The organism is Paenibacillus sp. SAFN-054, assembly GCF_051966755.1.
In the GTDB taxonomy this organism is placed as follows: domain Bacteria; phylum Bacillota; class Bacilli; order Paenibacillales; family Paenibacillaceae; genus Paenibacillus_AQ.
In genome coordinates this window covers 131,959-147,262 of record NZ_JBQCKS010000005.1, presented here as the reverse complement: position 1 = coordinate 147,262, position 15,304 = coordinate 131,959, and the positions used below count along the sequence as shown (strand labels likewise).

General features: G+C 48.8%; 27 protein-coding genes. 25 read left to right on the top strand and 2 right to left on the bottom strand.

The features are described from left to right. Positions 1 to 131: 131 nt before the first annotated feature. The 7 genes from ACTHPM_RS21785 (at position 132) to ACTHPM_RS21755 (ending at position 3,865) form a co-directional block, all read left to right on the top strand. Positions 132 to 938: a ParM/StbA family protein gene (locus ACTHPM_RS21785; RefSeq protein WP_440398406.1), complete on the top strand. Its 807-nt coding sequence runs from the start codon at positions 132 to 134 to the stop codon at positions 936 to 938. Further along, positions 931 to 1,158 (top strand): hypothetical protein, encoded by a 228-nt coding sequence (locus ACTHPM_RS21780; protein WP_440398405.1) that lies wholly within the window; start codon positions 931 to 933, stop codon positions 1,156 to 1,158. Before ACTHPM_RS21785 ends, ACTHPM_RS21780 begins: the two co-directional genes overlap by 8 nt. A gap of 138 nt (positions 1,159 to 1,296) precedes the next feature. After that, the gene (locus ACTHPM_RS21775) at positions 1,297 to 1,500 is read left to right on the top strand and encodes a hypothetical protein (protein ID WP_440398404.1); all 204 of its coding nucleotides are present in this window, start codon (positions 1,297 to 1,299) and stop codon (positions 1,498 to 1,500) included. Next, positions 1,481 to 1,702: a hypothetical protein gene (locus tag ACTHPM_RS21770; protein ID WP_440398403.1), complete on the top strand. Its 222-nt coding sequence runs from the start codon at positions 1,481 to 1,483 to the stop codon at positions 1,700 to 1,702. Before ACTHPM_RS21775 ends, ACTHPM_RS21770 begins: the two co-directional genes overlap by 20 nt. Positions 1,703 to 1,719: 17 nt before the next feature. Continuing rightward, entirely contained in the window at positions 1,720 to 1,929 is a 210-nt protein-coding gene (locus ACTHPM_RS21765) for a hypothetical protein (RefSeq protein WP_440398402.1), read from the top strand. A 116-nt stretch (positions 1,930 to 2,045) separates the two neighbouring features. Further along, positions 2,046 to 3,269, top strand: a complete 1,224-nt coding sequence (locus tag ACTHPM_RS21760) for an FtsK/SpoIIIE domain-containing protein (RefSeq protein WP_440398401.1) — start codon at positions 2,046 to 2,048, stop codon at positions 3,267 to 3,269. Next, positions 3,266 to 3,865: a replication-relaxation family protein gene (locus ACTHPM_RS21755; RefSeq protein WP_440398400.1), complete on the top strand. Its 600-nt coding sequence runs from the start codon at positions 3,266 to 3,268 to the stop codon at positions 3,863 to 3,865. The genes ACTHPM_RS21760 and ACTHPM_RS21755 overlap by 4 nt, the downstream gene beginning before the upstream one ends. A gap of 377 nt (positions 3,866 to 4,242) precedes the next feature. Here ACTHPM_RS21755 and ACTHPM_RS21750 read toward each other — a convergent pair whose 3' ends face one another. Both ACTHPM_RS21750 and ACTHPM_RS21745 read right to left on the bottom strand, forming a co-directional pair. After that, positions 4,243 to 4,470 (bottom strand): helix-turn-helix domain-containing protein, encoded by a 228-nt coding sequence (locus ACTHPM_RS21750; protein ID WP_440398457.1) that lies wholly within the window; start codon positions 4,468 to 4,470, stop codon positions 4,243 to 4,245. A gap of 227 nt (positions 4,471 to 4,697) precedes the next feature. After that, positions 4,698 to 5,051, bottom strand: a complete 354-nt coding sequence (locus ACTHPM_RS21745) for a helix-turn-helix domain-containing protein (RefSeq protein ID WP_440398399.1) — start codon at positions 5,049 to 5,051, stop codon at positions 4,698 to 4,700. Between the two features lie 228 nt (positions 5,052 to 5,279). Between ACTHPM_RS21745 and ACTHPM_RS21740 the strand changes: the two genes are divergently transcribed. From ACTHPM_RS21740 to ACTHPM_RS21655, 18 genes are all read left to right on the top strand, one after another. After that, positions 5,280 to 5,519 carry a helix-turn-helix domain-containing protein gene (locus ACTHPM_RS21740; RefSeq protein WP_440398398.1) on the top strand — a complete coding sequence of 80 codons (240 nt, stop codon included), beginning with the start codon at positions 5,280 to 5,282 and terminating at the stop codon, positions 5,517 to 5,519. A gap of 43 nt (positions 5,520 to 5,562) precedes the next feature. Beyond that, positions 5,563 to 5,826, top strand: a complete 264-nt coding sequence (locus ACTHPM_RS21735) for a helix-turn-helix domain-containing protein (RefSeq protein ID WP_440421678.1) — start codon at positions 5,563 to 5,565, stop codon at positions 5,824 to 5,826. A gap of 8 nt (positions 5,827 to 5,834) precedes the next feature. Next, positions 5,835 to 6,005: a hypothetical protein gene (locus ACTHPM_RS21730; protein ID WP_440398396.1), complete on the top strand. Its 171-nt coding sequence runs from the start codon at positions 5,835 to 5,837 to the stop codon at positions 6,003 to 6,005. An 87-nt stretch (positions 6,006 to 6,092) separates the two neighbouring features. Further along, positions 6,093 to 6,278: a hypothetical protein gene (locus ACTHPM_RS21725; protein WP_440398395.1), complete on the top strand. Its 186-nt coding sequence runs from the start codon at positions 6,093 to 6,095 to the stop codon at positions 6,276 to 6,278. Between the two features lie 44 nt (positions 6,279 to 6,322). Beyond that, on the top strand, positions 6,323 to 6,493 hold the full coding sequence (locus ACTHPM_RS21720) for a hypothetical protein (RefSeq protein ID WP_440398394.1): 171 nt from the start codon (positions 6,323 to 6,325) through the stop codon (positions 6,491 to 6,493). 339 nt (positions 6,494 to 6,832) lie between these two features. Beyond that, on the top strand, positions 6,833 to 8,416 hold the full coding sequence (locus ACTHPM_RS21715) for an ATPase (protein ID WP_440398393.1): 1,584 nt from the start codon (positions 6,833 to 6,835) through the stop codon (positions 8,414 to 8,416). Then, complete coding sequence (locus ACTHPM_RS21710) at positions 8,413 to 8,604, top strand: hypothetical protein (RefSeq protein WP_440398392.1); 192 nt, start codon at positions 8,413 to 8,415, stop codon at positions 8,602 to 8,604. Before ACTHPM_RS21715 ends, ACTHPM_RS21710 begins: the two co-directional genes overlap by 4 nt. Further along, complete coding sequence (locus tag ACTHPM_RS21705; protein ID WP_440398391.1) at positions 8,591 to 8,743, top strand: DUF6906 family protein; 153 nt, start codon at positions 8,591 to 8,593, stop codon at positions 8,741 to 8,743. The genes ACTHPM_RS21710 and ACTHPM_RS21705 overlap by 14 nt, the downstream gene beginning before the upstream one ends. A 14-nt stretch (positions 8,744 to 8,757) precedes the next feature. Beyond that, complete coding sequence (locus ACTHPM_RS21700) at positions 8,758 to 9,693, top strand: RecT family recombinase (RefSeq protein WP_440398390.1); 936 nt, start codon at positions 8,758 to 8,760, stop codon at positions 9,691 to 9,693. Between the two features lie 142 nt (positions 9,694 to 9,835). After that, a complete protein-coding gene (locus ACTHPM_RS21695) occupies positions 9,836 to 10,060 on the top strand; it encodes a hypothetical protein (protein WP_440398389.1) in 225 nt (74 codons plus the stop codon). Beyond that, complete coding sequence (locus tag ACTHPM_RS21690; RefSeq protein ID WP_440398388.1) at positions 10,057 to 10,512, top strand: hypothetical protein; 456 nt, start codon at positions 10,057 to 10,059, stop codon at positions 10,510 to 10,512. The genes ACTHPM_RS21695 and ACTHPM_RS21690 overlap by 4 nt, the downstream gene beginning before the upstream one ends. Then, a complete protein-coding gene (locus ACTHPM_RS21685) occupies positions 10,509 to 11,261 on the top strand; it encodes an MBL fold metallo-hydrolase (protein ID WP_440398387.1) in 753 nt (250 codons plus the stop codon). Before ACTHPM_RS21690 ends, ACTHPM_RS21685 begins: the two co-directional genes overlap by 4 nt. Continuing rightward, a complete protein-coding gene (locus ACTHPM_RS21680) occupies positions 11,262 to 11,882 on the top strand; it encodes a 3'-5' exonuclease (protein WP_440398386.1) in 621 nt (206 codons plus the stop codon). Beyond that, entirely contained in the window at positions 11,883 to 12,518 is a 636-nt protein-coding gene (locus ACTHPM_RS21675; RefSeq protein ID WP_440398385.1) for a hypothetical protein, read from the top strand. A 16-nt stretch (positions 12,519 to 12,534) separates the two neighbouring features. Beyond that, the gene (locus ACTHPM_RS21670; RefSeq protein WP_440398384.1) at positions 12,535 to 13,335 is read left to right on the top strand and encodes a replication protein; all 801 of its coding nucleotides are present in this window, start codon (positions 12,535 to 12,537) and stop codon (positions 13,333 to 13,335) included. Next, entirely contained in the window at positions 13,274 to 13,636 is a 363-nt protein-coding gene (locus ACTHPM_RS21665) for a replicative helicase loader/inhibitor (RefSeq protein ID WP_440398383.1), read from the top strand. The genes ACTHPM_RS21670 and ACTHPM_RS21665 overlap by 62 nt, the downstream gene beginning before the upstream one ends. Continuing rightward, positions 13,626 to 14,969 (top strand): replicative DNA helicase, encoded by a 1,344-nt coding sequence (locus ACTHPM_RS21660; RefSeq protein WP_440398382.1) that lies wholly within the window; start codon positions 13,626 to 13,628, stop codon positions 14,967 to 14,969. Before ACTHPM_RS21665 ends, ACTHPM_RS21660 begins: the two co-directional genes overlap by 11 nt. Then, positions 14,941 to 15,303, top strand: a complete 363-nt coding sequence (locus ACTHPM_RS21655; RefSeq protein WP_440398381.1) for a hypothetical protein — start codon at positions 14,941 to 14,943, stop codon at positions 15,301 to 15,303. Before ACTHPM_RS21660 ends, ACTHPM_RS21655 begins: the two co-directional genes overlap by 29 nt. Position 15,304: the final 1 nt, after the last annotated feature.

The following is a 15,304-nucleotide window of genomic DNA, read 5'->3' as shown; positions in this document are numbered from 1 at the left end:
AAGCCAGTTCATATAATTGCGAAATATGTCCGGGCAGTCAGTATAGATATATAACCAGATACGTCACTGCGGCGTCCGGCCGGGGCTGGGGGGCGTAACCAGATACACAACCAGAGGAGGTGCTTGGACGGATGATCGCAGCAATTGATCCAGGCAACTGCAATACAAAATTTGCTGGCATGCAGCAGAGGCCGCTTATCTTCCCGTCAGCAATTGGAGTGAATGACCTGGCGCGAAACTTGAAACGGGAGCCTGGGGAGTATGACTATGAATGGAAATATGAAGGTAAATGCGGGTTTGCCGGCACGCTTGCGCTCGAGGAGAGTGAATACGCGGAGAGCCGCAAAGATGACTCTAAGGCACACTTTGACGCTAAGCTCCGGACATTGATTGCGCTGCATCAGTATGGCGGCGGGAACGAGTTTGATATTGTGGTCGGCCAGCCGATCGAGACGCACACGGAAGCGGAAAAGACGGCTATCAAGCGGATGTATATCGGGCGGCACGATCTGACCATCAATGGGCAGCGAAAGCTGCTCACAATCAATCGATGCGAAGTGTCGCCGGAGGGTGCCGCAGCGGGGCTCCTGGTGGCACCGAATACCGGAACTATCCGGGTCATTGATATTGGCAGCGGCAGTGTTAACTTCGCGACGATCATCGATCGGAAATTTAACAACCGTGGCAGTTGGACGTTTACAGAGGGAATGGAGAGCAAGCGTGACCTGCAGCCGGCTGCCTTTGCCCGACAGATCGCCTCCAAGGCAATAACCCGCAAGTGGTCCGCCACGGATAAGGTGTATCTGGTTGGCGGCGGGGCAATCGCTTTGCTGATTCACCTGCAGGAGTATTTCCGGCATGCTCAGCTGATCGATGACGATCCTTGCACGGCCAATGTGCGGGCATTTCTCATGATCGCGAGGCGAGTGTATGGCTAAGCAAATTGAGCGCATCCAGGTGACGTTTAATGTACTGGACCCGGATCAGCAGCGGCTGTATGAGTACGTGTACGGCAAAACCAACTCGTCGGGCTATGTAAAGCGATTGATTCAAAGGGAGATGGATGGCGGTGTGCGGGGCGGCCGAGAAGGAGAGATGATTCCCATGGAGATCGGACAGAGGGATGATGACGACTTTAACCTTGGAGGGTTTATATGAGCTTTCTCATTAAAAAAATTGCCAAACGCCTAGCCGAGAAAACTGCGGCAGTAGATCCGGCAGATGTAATGTCCCAGATAAACGCGTCGGACATTGTGCAATTGATCAAAGACCTAATTTTGTAGGGGGATTGAGAACATGCGAAAACCAATCAAGGCAGCTCTGGCCACGGCAGCTGTTACGGTTTACTTCCTTTGCCCGGCTTACCGATACTACATCATCGGCGCATGGATCGGCATGAAGATCATGAGCGACAAAAAGCCCCGGACGTACGTGGTCGCCAAAGGTACCAAACAATACAATCGATTGCGAGGTGTATCCGATGTGGGAAGCTCTGCTTAAAGCAATAGGTAAAAGTACAGATATCGCTGAGCTGAATGCCATTAAAAAAGGGATACTCGATGCATACCACGGCTCGCCATCTGTCTATGGTCACATCAGTCATAGTCGCACGGGCGAAATTGTTGGAACAATCAATGAGCGCATTGAGCACGTTCAGGGTTCTCGCCACATCATTGATGCGATCCTGGATGCCATATTTTAAAAGGAGCGTGGTTTTGTATGATCAGCTTAATACCTTTTGCTCAGCTGGCTGCCGTCGGCATTGCTGCCCATGTCGTTGAGCGCAAAATGGAGCGAGCTGGACACGGTGGCCGGGTCGTCCTGGTCCGCATGGCGACATATGTAATTTGCGCGGGAATTGCCTTGTACCAATGGCGCATCGCACTCCGGATGTTGGGGCTTGCCTTTGGTGTTCATGTGAGCTGGTGACATATGCAATTACTCATGCAATTGATCATGCAAGTGCATAGGTATCTTTGCATGTGTAATACAGACTCAAATACTTGATGTAACAGTTAAAATCAAAAGTGTTAGGAGCGGCGCGAATGGTAGTGAGCGGAGTGACGATAGCAGCCGCGGCAAAGTTGGCCGGAGCCGGAGGAAGTGGGGCAGCGGCCTGGCTTGTCTGGCGAGGGATGCCGGAGCAGGTGATTCGGCGGAAACTGATGGGTTTGTTTCGAACTGGGACGATGTACTACAAGATCATCGGGTACAAGGGGCGGGAGCTGCGGAGCTATCCGATCATTAAGCGGGTGTCAATATACTTTAACCGTACAGAGGCTGCTTTTGTCCTGCCAGTGGGAATGGACCCGGCGGTGATCCAGGAGGGAGAGTGGTTATTTCGGCAGGTATTCGGTAGTGCGGCGGAGCTCGTCTGCAGTGAGGACGCCAAGACTTTTGTAATGAGCGTATACAGCACGGCGTTGGCTCCGTTCGCCTACGATGCAGAACAGGTAAGTAAATGCATTCAAGGACTAAGCCTGCCCGTATACATCGGCCGTAGTCGGTCTGGTGATATGGTGTATGATATGGCAGAGCATCCACACCTATTGATAGCCGGGGAAACCGGCAGCGGGAAATCTGTGGCGCTGCGGTCCGTGCTTACGACGTTGGTCCGGTCCATCCCGGATATTGAACTGTATTGTGCCGACATGAAGCGATCCGAGTTCCATCTTTTCCGCGGAGTCGCTGAGGACGTTGTTATGGATGCGGCCGGGTTGAAGCATATTGTGCTAAAGCTTCGACGCGAGCTGCGGACCCGTGGTGATCTGCTGGACCGACATGAGGCGGCGCATATTAACGACTTGCCCGCATGGGATCGGCCTCCCTATATCGTTTTGGCAGTAGATGAGGTGGCGCTCCTTAAAAAGGAGACGGATATCATGGAGGGCATTGAAGAAATCGCGACCATCGGCCGCGCGCTGGGCATGTTTTTGATCCTGTCCATGCAGCGGCCGGATGCTACGGTTTTGGACGGCAAGCTCAAAAATAACCTGACCGTCCGGATGGCTTTCCGGCATGCTGACGAGATCAACAGCCGGATCACGATCGGCAGCGGGGAGGCTGCGGAGATCAAGCAGAGCGAAAAGGGAAAGCTCGTCCTAAAACTTGATGGGCTACATCATGTTCAGGGGCCTCATCTGGAGCTGGCCGAGGCAAAGAAGCTGCTCGAACCATACCGCCGGGCGGAAGATACTGCACAGCAAGAGCAGGCGGAAGCAGAGCCATCAGAACAGGAAGATGAGTATGTGGAGGTGGGGTTGATATGATCGCGCGTGACAAGGCCATCCTGGCCGATCTGGAGCGATTCCGTTGCTTATCCAGGGACGACGTCGCAGACCTGCACTTTGCGCATACCAAGCACCCGGTCACACATGCTAATATGGTCCTCAAACGTATGCGGAGGGATGGCCTTATCAGGTGCTCAACCGATCGGCGGAAATACATCTATTTCCCAGCGGAACGCACTATCAAGACGGACTCGCAAAAGGTGAGTCACTTCCTGGCGATCGCCGACTTCTATCGGCAGCTGCGACGTATAGAGCAGCCTCGGATATTTCTAGTTGAGCCCAAATTGGGCGGCAAGGGACTGCCGGAGCCGGACGCGTTCGTCATCTGGAAAGGGGCTCCGTGGTTTATTGAGATCCAGCGGACGCATTATACGGAGCGGATCATGGCCGATAAGCTCAATCGATATGAGCAGTATTATGTTAGCGGAGCGTGGGAAAAGGAGTCTTGGCAGCCTGCGGGGAAGAAGGTGTTCCCTTATTTGTGGATAGTGGGGGTGGGGAGGTACAAGGTGGATGGACGACCATTTAAGGTGTTTCAGTCAACTGTAGAAGAAATGGTGAAAAGAATAAAATAAAGGTGCCCTTTGACACTTTTTCTAAGTCTATGATACTATTCATGCATATCTTTAGATCCATTCAAGTGATGATGGTCTAATTTTCCATTCTGATCATAATTTAATTAGGCTAATTATGGGCCGTTGTGATCTGAGTTTAATTGAATCTAGGTTTATTTTAAAAAAAACACTTTATTGGCATTACAATTGCCAAAATAAAGTACTTTTTCCTAGAACAAAAAACTCAGTAAACAACGGCCTTTTTGCGTTCTCTTGAAAGGAGGTGAAACGATTTTACAATTATGTATTAATCCATTTCTAGGAAAAAAGCGAGACTTATCACGATGGGGATTGTTAACTAATACTTAACACTTTGCTCAGGGGCGGAGCAATAAATTCTACTCCTTCCTGTCTCTGGACCAATGAAGTACATAAAAATCAGTCACATGGCAACCGAGATAATGGGCGGCGTTAATAGCAAAAGGAAGAGACATCTTCGCTTTTCCGGATATCAACTGGCTCACGTATGAACGCGAACACCCCATATGTCTGGCAAACTCTGCCGGTGTTATCCCTTTCTCGTCAAGCCGATCCAGGAGCAGGCATTCCCCGAGCAGGAACGCCAATGTTGGTATCTCCCTTCCGTTCAAGTTTTGTACACATTATGTTCGTGTTTTTGTTCGCATTTATTTGAGGAAGGTGCTATACTCAATTTAACATCAAATTCGGCAATTTATTACAACCAGGGAGTGAATGTCTATGGGGAATTCTGAAATTGATTTGGAATCGTTTTTAAGAATAATGAAATCCAAAAATGTCGATGTATCTAAGGTTGAGCAATACCTTGAAAGTCTTATTTCTTCCAACGCTTCAAAGCAGCCTCCAAAAGCTCAATGACATCATCAGCTTCTTCCTTGCTTAATGTTTGTCCTTTATAACTCAGGGTATATTGATTCAATTTCTCTATAGGAATATCCGCCAACTCCGACTCCTCATGTGAATCGGGGTCTTTTTTATTTTCTTCCATGAGGTCTGAGATCTTAACGTCAAGTGCTTTTGCGATTGCCTCCAGCGTTTCAAGACTAGGATTGTAACGACCTCTTTCTACATCAGCGACGTATGATCTTGAGAGGTTAGTCTTTTCTGCTAATTGGTACTGAGTTATTTTTCTATGTTTTCTCCACGCCTTTATACTTGATCCGATCATATCCGTTAAAACCTTCCTCTACTTATTATTTTCATGATGATTATAAAGTTAAAATGTCGGTAATACAATTCATAAAAAGACGGAAAAACACGTAATTAATAGCAAATAGACGGAAATACGCGTTATTATTGTCTTTTTTCGTAGATTTGCTCCAATTTAATAGAATTCCAAGTTTTACAAAATGGACGGTAATACACTACATTATTAACACAGGAGGTGATGAAAATTATGGATAAAAAGTTACTGGGAAAAATCATACAAAGCCAGCGTAAAAACAAAAAACTACGACAGTATCAAGTTTCTGAAAGCACTGGGCTGTCCCGAAATTATATATCTGATATCGAGAATGGGCGGTATATGCCAAGTGTTGAAACTTTATCTAAGTTGGCTTGTTTTCTAGACCTAGATTTAAATTTGATTAAAGGGACGGAAATACACGTACGCGATAATAGCTTATGCGGAGAGTGATTTAATTATGTTGAAATTCTCAGATTGTATAAAGATAGCAATGTTGAGAGCAGAGGTCAATAAACAACAGTTGGCTGATTCTACTGGCTACAGCTACCAACACATATATGACTTGCTCAATGGTAAACGTCGTTGGAATGAGGATTCACTTGAAAAAGTATTAAACGCTCTCGGACTGGAACTGAATGTTGTCGCACAAGATACTGCCGAAGATGTTTCCTCTGATTTAGTCACCGAAAATATGAATCTCAAGGACGAAGTAACTAACCTGAGAACTGTGATTAAAACACTGACTAAAGGATGGTGACTCACGTAATGTCCGAATCATTAAACAATCTATCTTCGGAGGTAATCAACCACTACAACAACCTTCATCGATTCATCAACAGCGGTCTGATCGCCCCAGACAAAATCGACTTCGTCCGCATGGAGATCGCAATGATCGAACGCGACACCGGTATAAAACCATGTGGCCGCACCTGCTGATTGTATTCGCAATCATTCTGCTGAATCTGCGGATCATAGTTAGCCTCTGGCTAGCAACTGAACTTAAGGAAAGGAGAAAAGCTGATCTTGAATACGAACAAATTACGCAACAAGATGGCCCTGGCTTTAGCGGCTGAGAAACGCCTGCTGGCAGAACACAAATACATTGAAGCATTGGACGCCCGCGCAGAGTACCGCACATACCGCCGGCAGCTGACAGGTAGTTGGGGCGATGGTGAACTGATACAGGCAAGGCAAGCAACACCAGCATGATCAGACTTGATCGCAGATTCCATGGGAGGGGGTGAACAACACGGATGAGTACAAAAACACGCCGCGACTTGATCGGCCGTAAGGGGACGGTTACCCGTCAAATTGAAGTCATCGACGCTCAACAGCACGAAGATGGGACTGTTGATATCCTAGTCTCCGACAATATGGGCAACACGTACTGGACGGAGATGGACGGGGAAATTGATCTGGATTAAAAGGTCCTATTATTTTTTTGCCAAAATCGGGTTTTTGAACCCTAAAACGGAGGTTTTCATGGGGGATTTCTCACCAGTTCGAAACGAAAGCGAGCTATTCCAGATGCTTCGCAGCAGCCTCCCAACGGAGATTCAGGTAGACATAGATCGGTACCTATATGCTTACGAAATGTACCTTGATGAATCTGATCCGGCCGTGCGTGAAGTGCTCCTTGGTGAAATGCAGCTTTACGAGCGCAAGTACAATCTTACGCTGAATCACACAAAAAAAGCCGCCCTAGAGAGCGGTCAATAAAAAATTATCCGAATCCATCATACCACGAAAGATGAGGTGCGCAAATGGCAAAGCACTTTAGGTTTATCCGCCTCGGCCTCCGGAACTTCGCAGGGCTTGAAGGCGATACAGCGGTTGAGTACGGCGACATTACAAAGTTGTCCGGGAAAAACGGCGAGGGCAAGACATCCATCGGTACAAGCCCTGTATGGACTTTCTACGGCACGGACATTAACGGAAGCAAATATAATCCGTCTCCAACCACTTACGAATATGACCGCGTCATGGCGACGTTGGTGCTTGAGGTAGACGGCGAGCAGATGGAATTCGCAAGGGAGATTGACGAGAAGGGCAAGAACGCCCTGTACATCAATTCAGTACCCGTCAAAGCCAAGGAATATGAGGAAGCGGTGGCTGCCTTATTCGATAAAGAGGATTTCCTCGCTATGTACAATCCAGGCTACTTCTTTACCCAGCACTGGACCAAGCAGCGGGAGCAGGTCCTGAAGTACTCCGTTCCGCCGGCTAAGTCCGAAGTACTCAAGGAGATGAGCCGGACAAGCACGGATCAGAAGGCGAAGGATATCAAGCTGAATCCTGCGGCTGCCAAGCTGGACGAGCTTATGAAGAAGCACTCGCTGGATGATCTACAAAAGATTCACGGCGGCACTGGCGGCCAGAAGTCAAAGCTGGAGAAGCAGCACATCGCCGCGCAGAGCCGGACCAAGACGCTGCAGGAGCAGCTTGATCGTCTGCCGGATACGGTGGCTGTTACAGAAGATATGAAAAACGAATCTGTCGAATTGAAAGAGCGGGTTCGAGAGATTTATGAGCAAATTGAAGCTGCCAAGGAGGTAAACGAAAAGAGAGTTGCGATACAGTCAGCACTCCACGCCGCACGGCAGCAAGTAGAGTCTGCGAAGCAACGGTATATGAAAGTTTTCAACGAGGCAATTGAAGACACGTGCCCGAGCTGTAAACGGCAACTAGATGAGGCAGCTGTGAAGGCTGTTACCGACGTAAAGGAGCAACGAAAAGAGGAACTTCGTGAGGAACACGCTGACTTGGTCGCCAATCGAAAGGAATTGGAAGCAGAACTTGCTTCGTTCGAAGAGATCGATGTTTCTGACCTCTGGAATGAAATGCGAGAGCTCGAACGGAAAGTGGATGCCATTGAAGATGCTCTTCACGCAGAACAGGCAAGGAAAAGACTCCAGGAAGATGTCACGACCGCCAAGCAATCGGAAACAGACACGCTTACCGCACTGAAAGAGTCCATCTTCATCCTAGACGCCATTAAAGCATACCGCGCCAAGGAAGCCGAGCTCCAGGCGGCAAAGGTCCAGTCGCTATTCACTAGACTCCAAATCCGCCTCTTCAAATTCGTGAAGACCAGCGGAGAATACGAGCCAGACTTCTCGATCCAGATGGACGGAAAGGATTACGCAACCCTTTCCACCGGGGAGAGGATCGCAGCAGGACTTGAACTCACTGAGGTGCTGCACAAGCAATCCGGCCTGATCGTCCCGACCTTTATCGACGGGATCGGCGAGTACACCGGAAAGGTTGCTGTGTATGACCAGCTGATCACAGCAAGGGCGGTTCACGACCAAGAGCTCAAGATCGAAACGGAGGTGGCTGTTCGATGAGAAAAGGACATCCATTCTTGCTTGAGATTCCTATGACTCGGGCAGCTAAGCTCGAGGTAAGGAAAGTTTGGGAAATACCAGGAATCGATCCGTTTACCGTCCACAGCATTGACTCCATAGAGATTGACGGGACTAAGGCAACGATCATCGGATATGTAGCAAAGGAGGAGTCAAGTGAAAAACGGTAAAAACCCATCCCGCCGACAGAAGATTGTCATCAAAGAAGCAGGCTTTGACCCGGATAACTGGCTCGTATGTAAAGCACTGGACGATCGGCTTGAACTTATTCATCGCTCAACCAGCACAACCGAAATCATTTACTTATAGGAGGCAACAAGCCCATGTCAAATAACTCGCAAATTATGACTTATACCCCTGAAATTAAAGAGGTTTTTCCAACCGAAGTGCTGGACGTAATTCGCACGTCTCTCTGCCCGAACGCAACGGATCCGGAATTCCTTCTCTTTGCTCATAAAGCTGCTTCGTATCGGCTTGATCCCTTCAAAAATGAAATCTTCTTTATCAAGTACGGCAGCCAAGCACGTATCCAATTCGCAGCCGAGGCCTATCTTTCGAAGGCCCGGGAAAAAGAAGGTTTCCAGCCGCCTGATACGCAGGTTGTTTGTGAAAACGATACGTTCAAAGCAAAGAAAACAAAAGTAATCAACGAGAGTACTGGTCAACAAGAAGATGAGTGGGAAATAGTCGAACATGAGGTTTCATTCCCTCGCGGGAAAATTATTGGTGCTTATTCTATTGCATACAGAGACGGTTATAGACCTGTCACAGTCTTCGTAGATAAAGACCACATTGCACATATGTACACCGGCCAAAACAAGGATAACTGGAACAAATGGGAGCCTGACATGATCGGGAAACACGCTGAACAACGCGGACTCAAAAAACAATACGGATTGGATTTTGGCGACGAAAATGTTGATCAGCAGCCAGTTGCTGTCACGGATTCCTTTGAACGCAAAGATATCACTGAAGAAGTGATCCAGTCTACACCGAAGGCGCCAGAGCCAAAGCAACCAGATAACGAGGACCAGAATGAAGCAGATAAAATCAAGGCCCTCAAAGCTGAAATGAAACGGAAATTCGGAAAGCTGGGCATTACCGACAAGCCTGCAATGGATGAGCACATGGCGAAGCACTTCAAGGTGAAAGGCGAGTCACCAACCATCGCCGAGATTACCGCATATCTCAAAATCTTGGACCTGCAAATCCAAGAAAAACAGGCAGCCGAGAACGCACAGGACGAGCTTCCCCTGTAAGCCATGGGGCCGCTAATTGAAATATACCAGCTCGCACCTGACTGCCAGGTTTGCGGCAACGAAATAAATCCCGGCAAGGATGAGATATTCCACAATCTGCGAGTCTGTGGAACCTGCAAACGAGAACTGGAGGGGAGCATGCGTGCAAAACGAAAGCGTACCCGAGCAGCTCGACCTATTCGGCGGCGCTGAGTTGGACAGCCCTCCGGCCCCGGCCGGGGAGGTACTGAACGGCGTGTATTATGAGCAGGCGACGGGGCTGTTTGTATCCTATGTCCTCGGGCGCCGGCATTATGAATGGGCCGCTAAGACTTGCACCTTTGACAAGGAGTGGCGGGAGAAGACGATGAGGGAGCGTGCGATATGAAGCAAATTTACCCCAGACATTTGGAGTTTGTTAATGAAGCAGCCAGGGCTTTTGAAGATCATTTGACTTTGGAAACCTACATGAATAAGGATGGCGATTTGATTGCTCTTCGTTTTGGATTAGATCGTGATTGCGTTAAGGTTTACGAACTCGGCGAGCCGGTTGGATTTTTTGTACAACAAGTGGACGTCAGAGTACGGGCTCCACGAAAGCAAGTTTCACGGTTTGCCATGGAGATGGAAGAACAACTCATTGCTAACGATCACAAATCCGGATGGGAGAACTGTACACCGCAATATCTTCGCAATCAGCTTGAAAAGAACTTTCGAAGACTGTTCAGTTGCAAGTCACACCCAGAATTCCGGCGTCGCTGCTCTAACATTGCGAATTACGCCATGATGCTTTCCGACAATGATCGAAGGGAAGAAGCAGAGAGGGCAGATCAACCATGAAAGTCGATATCCTAGCGTCCGGCAGCTCCGGCAACTGTATCGCAGTGACCTCCGGCGAGCAGATCATCCTAATCGATGCCGGGATTCCGAAAACCAAAATCGAAAAGCGGCTTCTGGCCGCGGGCATCCGGCCAGATCACATCTCTGCGATATTCGTGACACACGCACATAATGACCATGTAAAGGGACTGCCCCTGGCGAACAAATTCCAGATCCCGGTTTATGCAGCGTACGGAGAATGGCACAAGATATCCGGCGTAGACGAGGACCTGCGGCGGACGGCAGATACCAGATTCAGCAAATACGAGATGATTGAACTCGGCGGAATGCATGTTTATCCCTTCAAGGTCCATCATGACGCGATGGAGCCTGTCGGTTATGCAGTGGAGGACGACTACGGCGGCCGCGCCTGCATCGTTCTGGATACGGGCCATGTAGACGAAGACATCATCGATATGATGGAGGGCCAGATCATCATTATCGAGGCAAATCACGATCCGGACTTGGTGCCGCTGTGCAGCCGGCCGGACTCCGTGAAAGCCCGTATCCTCTCCGATATAGGCCACCTGAGCAACGAACAAACAGCGGCGGCTCTGCAGCAAGTCGTACGGGGCCGCGGTGAGCAGATATACCTGACGCACTTGTCAGGAGAGAACAACAGCCCGCAGTTGGCAGAAATGACTGTGAAGGCGGCGCTCCGGCAGCATGGGTTTGTAGCAGGACAACACTATGAAATCGAGGTGGTATAAATGCTTTCAGATATTACGGTCTTCGACTTTGAAACAACAGGATTGAATGCTCAAACAGAGCGTGTTATCGAAATGGCGGCAATCAGGGTGACCGGGGGGGAGATCGTAACCAGCTTCCATGCACTGGTCAAGCCAGGACGATTATTGGAACCCAAGATCACGGAAATCACGGGGATTACTGATGAGATGTTGACGGATGCAATGGACGAAGCTCTCGCGTTCCGGATCCTTCGGAACATCATGGGAGATAGCCTTTTGGTCGCTCACAATGCGGCTTTCGATCTTCAATTCCTGCACCATGCCCTGCAGCGTCTCGCCGGTAAGACATTCAGCAATCCGTTCATCGATACTCTGACGATAAGCCGAGAGCGGCATACCTACCCTCATAAGCTAACGGATATGTGTGGCAGATACGGAATTGAGTTGGAGGGAGCTCATCGAGCGTTGAATGATGTAATCGGCTGCTGGGAACTGCTCAAGGCCATGAATGCTGCCGATCCGGTTGATGGATACCTCAACAAGCTTGGTTATTTGAGCAAATACGGTCCTCCGGCTTGGGCTCCTCAACACGCTTATCTATTTGGTACTTCCAATAAATATGAACCTCGCGAGGTGGTCTAAATGCCAAAAGTATTGATTACGAATGACTCGAATTCTGCTACATGGTACCACGGAAGAATGGGGCAATTATTCGATTTAGCTTATGCAAAGCACGGACATTATTTTGTCGTAGGTTTCGACAATGATGGAACTGCTGGAGTCCACTTTCCTGACGGCAGGATTGTTTATACCGAGTCTGAATTTGAAGAGGTCCTCATTCAACGCAATAAAGCAATCGACGACCTCGCGAAGCACGCGCAGACCATTGTTGACCTACAGAATGAAAAGCTGAGACTGCAGCAAGAGGTCGATCGTGCGAGGGACGTGCAGAAGGTGGAGCTGCCACGGGATGTGGCAGATGCGCTTCAGAGCTATCGTGATGAGGGACATGATGTTGACTACATTATCCGTATGCTATCCACATTTTCACATGGAACGCCGTTGCCTCGATTGCAGGTACTCAAGGCATTTGCATCTAACAACAGAGGGTTTGACCTCATTAATGCCCTGGTCAATGGTTACACCGTCGAGCCTACTCCACGTGACAAGGTGAAGCGGCTCATCGAGAAATGGTACACCGATCCGGGTGACGTTACCGACGCTGAACTGTACGAACTATCCGACGGTATTATCGAGCTGCTGCAGAAATCATCCTGAACGTTGGTGAAAGAAAATGGCAGGACCGCAACTTGAAGACGGTTATACCCGGATTGCAAATGCAATTTTGGAGGAGGTAGCCAGGCGGAAGCTCAACGGCACGCAGTATTCCATTCTTTTGACTGTCTGGCGCTACACTTACGGGTTTAACCGAAAGGATTGCGCCTTGTCGGTCAGTTTCATCAAAGAGGCTATTGATGGGGATTTGAAGGGTGTAAAAAAGGAGTTAGGCAATCTCATCGATCGTCGAATCCTTGTTATTACCCAGGAGGCTCATGGAATACAGCCTCGGAAAATTGCATTTAATAAACGCTTTGAAGAATGGGGAGTGGTGGTCAAATCACCCCCACTATCTAAAAAACCTAGTGGTGGTCAAATGACCCCCAGAGTGGTGGACAATTCACCCCCAGTAGTGGGGGTCAATAGACCCCCCAAGAAAGAAAGAAAGAAAACTTTAAAGAAAGAGGATATAGATATGGACAAACTCAAGTTCCATGACACCGTCTATCTGACCCTTGATCAATATGAAAAACTTTGTTCTGAATTCGGCAAGCATCGTGTTGATAACACCATTGAAGCTCTTGATGAATGGCAGACCAATAAAAAGCCGAGTCAGCATAAGAAGGATCACAACAAGACGATCAGAGTTTGGATAAAAAAAGACTTGGAGAAATCCAAAACCTTTAAAACCAAACAGCAACGGAATCAAGAGGAGCAAGATATCCTTAATCAATTCTATGAGGAGGGAGCAGCACGTGAAGCAAACGGAGACGGCAAGCTTCCTGGCGATGATCAAGACCGCTTACCCCTTCTTTGAAGTGACAGAGCCGGGTGTGCGCTTATGGCATATGATGCTGGCGAATCTCGATTATAAAACAGCGCAGAGCAGGCTTGCGGATCACATCAGATCCAGTCGGTTTGCTCCCACGATATCAGAGATTGTGAACCCAATCGCCCAAGAGGAAAAATCATTCTACGAGCTGCAGCGTGCAGAAGAAGAGGCAGATCAGTTGGCTCTGGAAGCATACAAAGAGAAGGCGATCCCCATGCCTGATCACATCAGGGAACGGATTGAACGGTTCGCGAAGGAACGGAGAGTGAACGGGGATGAGTCTTGAGGCAGAACAGGCTGTATTGGGGGCACTGCTCCGAAAGCCGGAACTGAAGGATGACTGCTACCTCGGAGCACAAGACTTTGATCCGGATGGCCCAAATGGTTTGGTGATGGATGCTCTGAGTTGGGCACACGAACAATTTGCCGATAAACCAAACCCATTTGATTTCGTAGTCCTTGCCGAGCACTGGGGGAGCCGATTGCAAAAGATCGGTGGCGTGAGCTACCTGATGAAACTTCGGGATGCAGTTCCCTCAGTGACCAATTTCGAACATTACCAGAATATCGTTCGGCAAGCGCATATCCAGAGAATGAGCCGTATTGCCCTTGCTGAGGCTGCAGCTTCTGGAGAAGTGAACATCGCTGATACGGTAGACAAGCTACAAAAAATAGCAGAGCTGCAGCCAAGCGGACATACATCTGGACCCATCAAGATGTCCGAAGTGCTTCAGGATCACCATAAAAAGATTCGAGAGCGCGGGAGCCGTGCCGGTCTTACAGGAGTAAAGACCGTGAGTAACGACTTGGATCAAATGGGTGGAGGGCATCAAAAGGGAGATGTAACCATTATTGCGGCCCGGCCGAGTATTGGAAAAACGGCAGGAATTGTAAATGATGCAACGGCAGCAGCTAAATCAGGTAGTACACCCGTTATTTTCTCTGCTGAAATGCCTTCTGATGATGTGTCTGAGCGGTTTATATGTGCCATTGGCAATATCGACAGTAAGAAGGTGAGGAGTGGACTCCTGACTGAAAATGATTGGGACTCGTACAGTAAAGCGCTCGATATTCTGGAGTCTCTACCAATCTATATCGACGATTCACCGGGGATGACCATCGAATATATCCGACGGCAAGTGAAGGAAATGCAGAAAAAACATCGGAACATGATTGTTTATATTGACTACCTGCAGCTTATCGAAAGCGAGAAGAAATTCATCAACAATGCTGATCGAGTCAATTACGTATCCAAACAGCTCAAACAGATTGCACGGACATTTAATGTGCCGGTGATTGCAATATCCTCGGTCGGCCGGAAATGCGAAGAGCGGAACGACAAGAGGCCGATGATGTCAGACTTGCGGGAATCAGGAAATATCGAATTCGATGCCGATATCATCATCTTCCTTTACCGCGATGATTACTATTATCCGGATACTGTCCGGAAAGGAATTATTGAGCTTATCGTGGCAAAGGGCCGTAAGATCGGGACCGGCACAATCGAAATGGTATTTAACCGGAAGACGGGGCGGTTCATCAATTTAACTAAAGAAGACAAGGAAAAGCTTGCGGAGAAGGTGAGGGAGCATGAGCGGCAAGGTCATTCAAAACGATGAACAGTATGAAAAGGCACGGCTTGCGGTCTTGAAAATGGCAGCGGAGCTCGATGATCCACTGAGTGGCATGACGGCTGTTGAGCGAGATAAGAAGCAGGGAATATATGACCGGACCACCGACTTGATGATGCATTATCGCCGTGGCGGGCTCGTACAGCAATTCCCGTATTTACGGGATGTATATCAGCAGATCGGATATCATTGGCAGGAGCATGAGCAGCCAGGGAGCCCGCAAGCAGAGGACCCGGCGCCGCTGGAAATCCCGAAGGAGCCGGAAGAAGTGCCAAAACAGGCGGAGCCTTCGGCAGGACTCTCATCCTGGCTGGATGATTAGG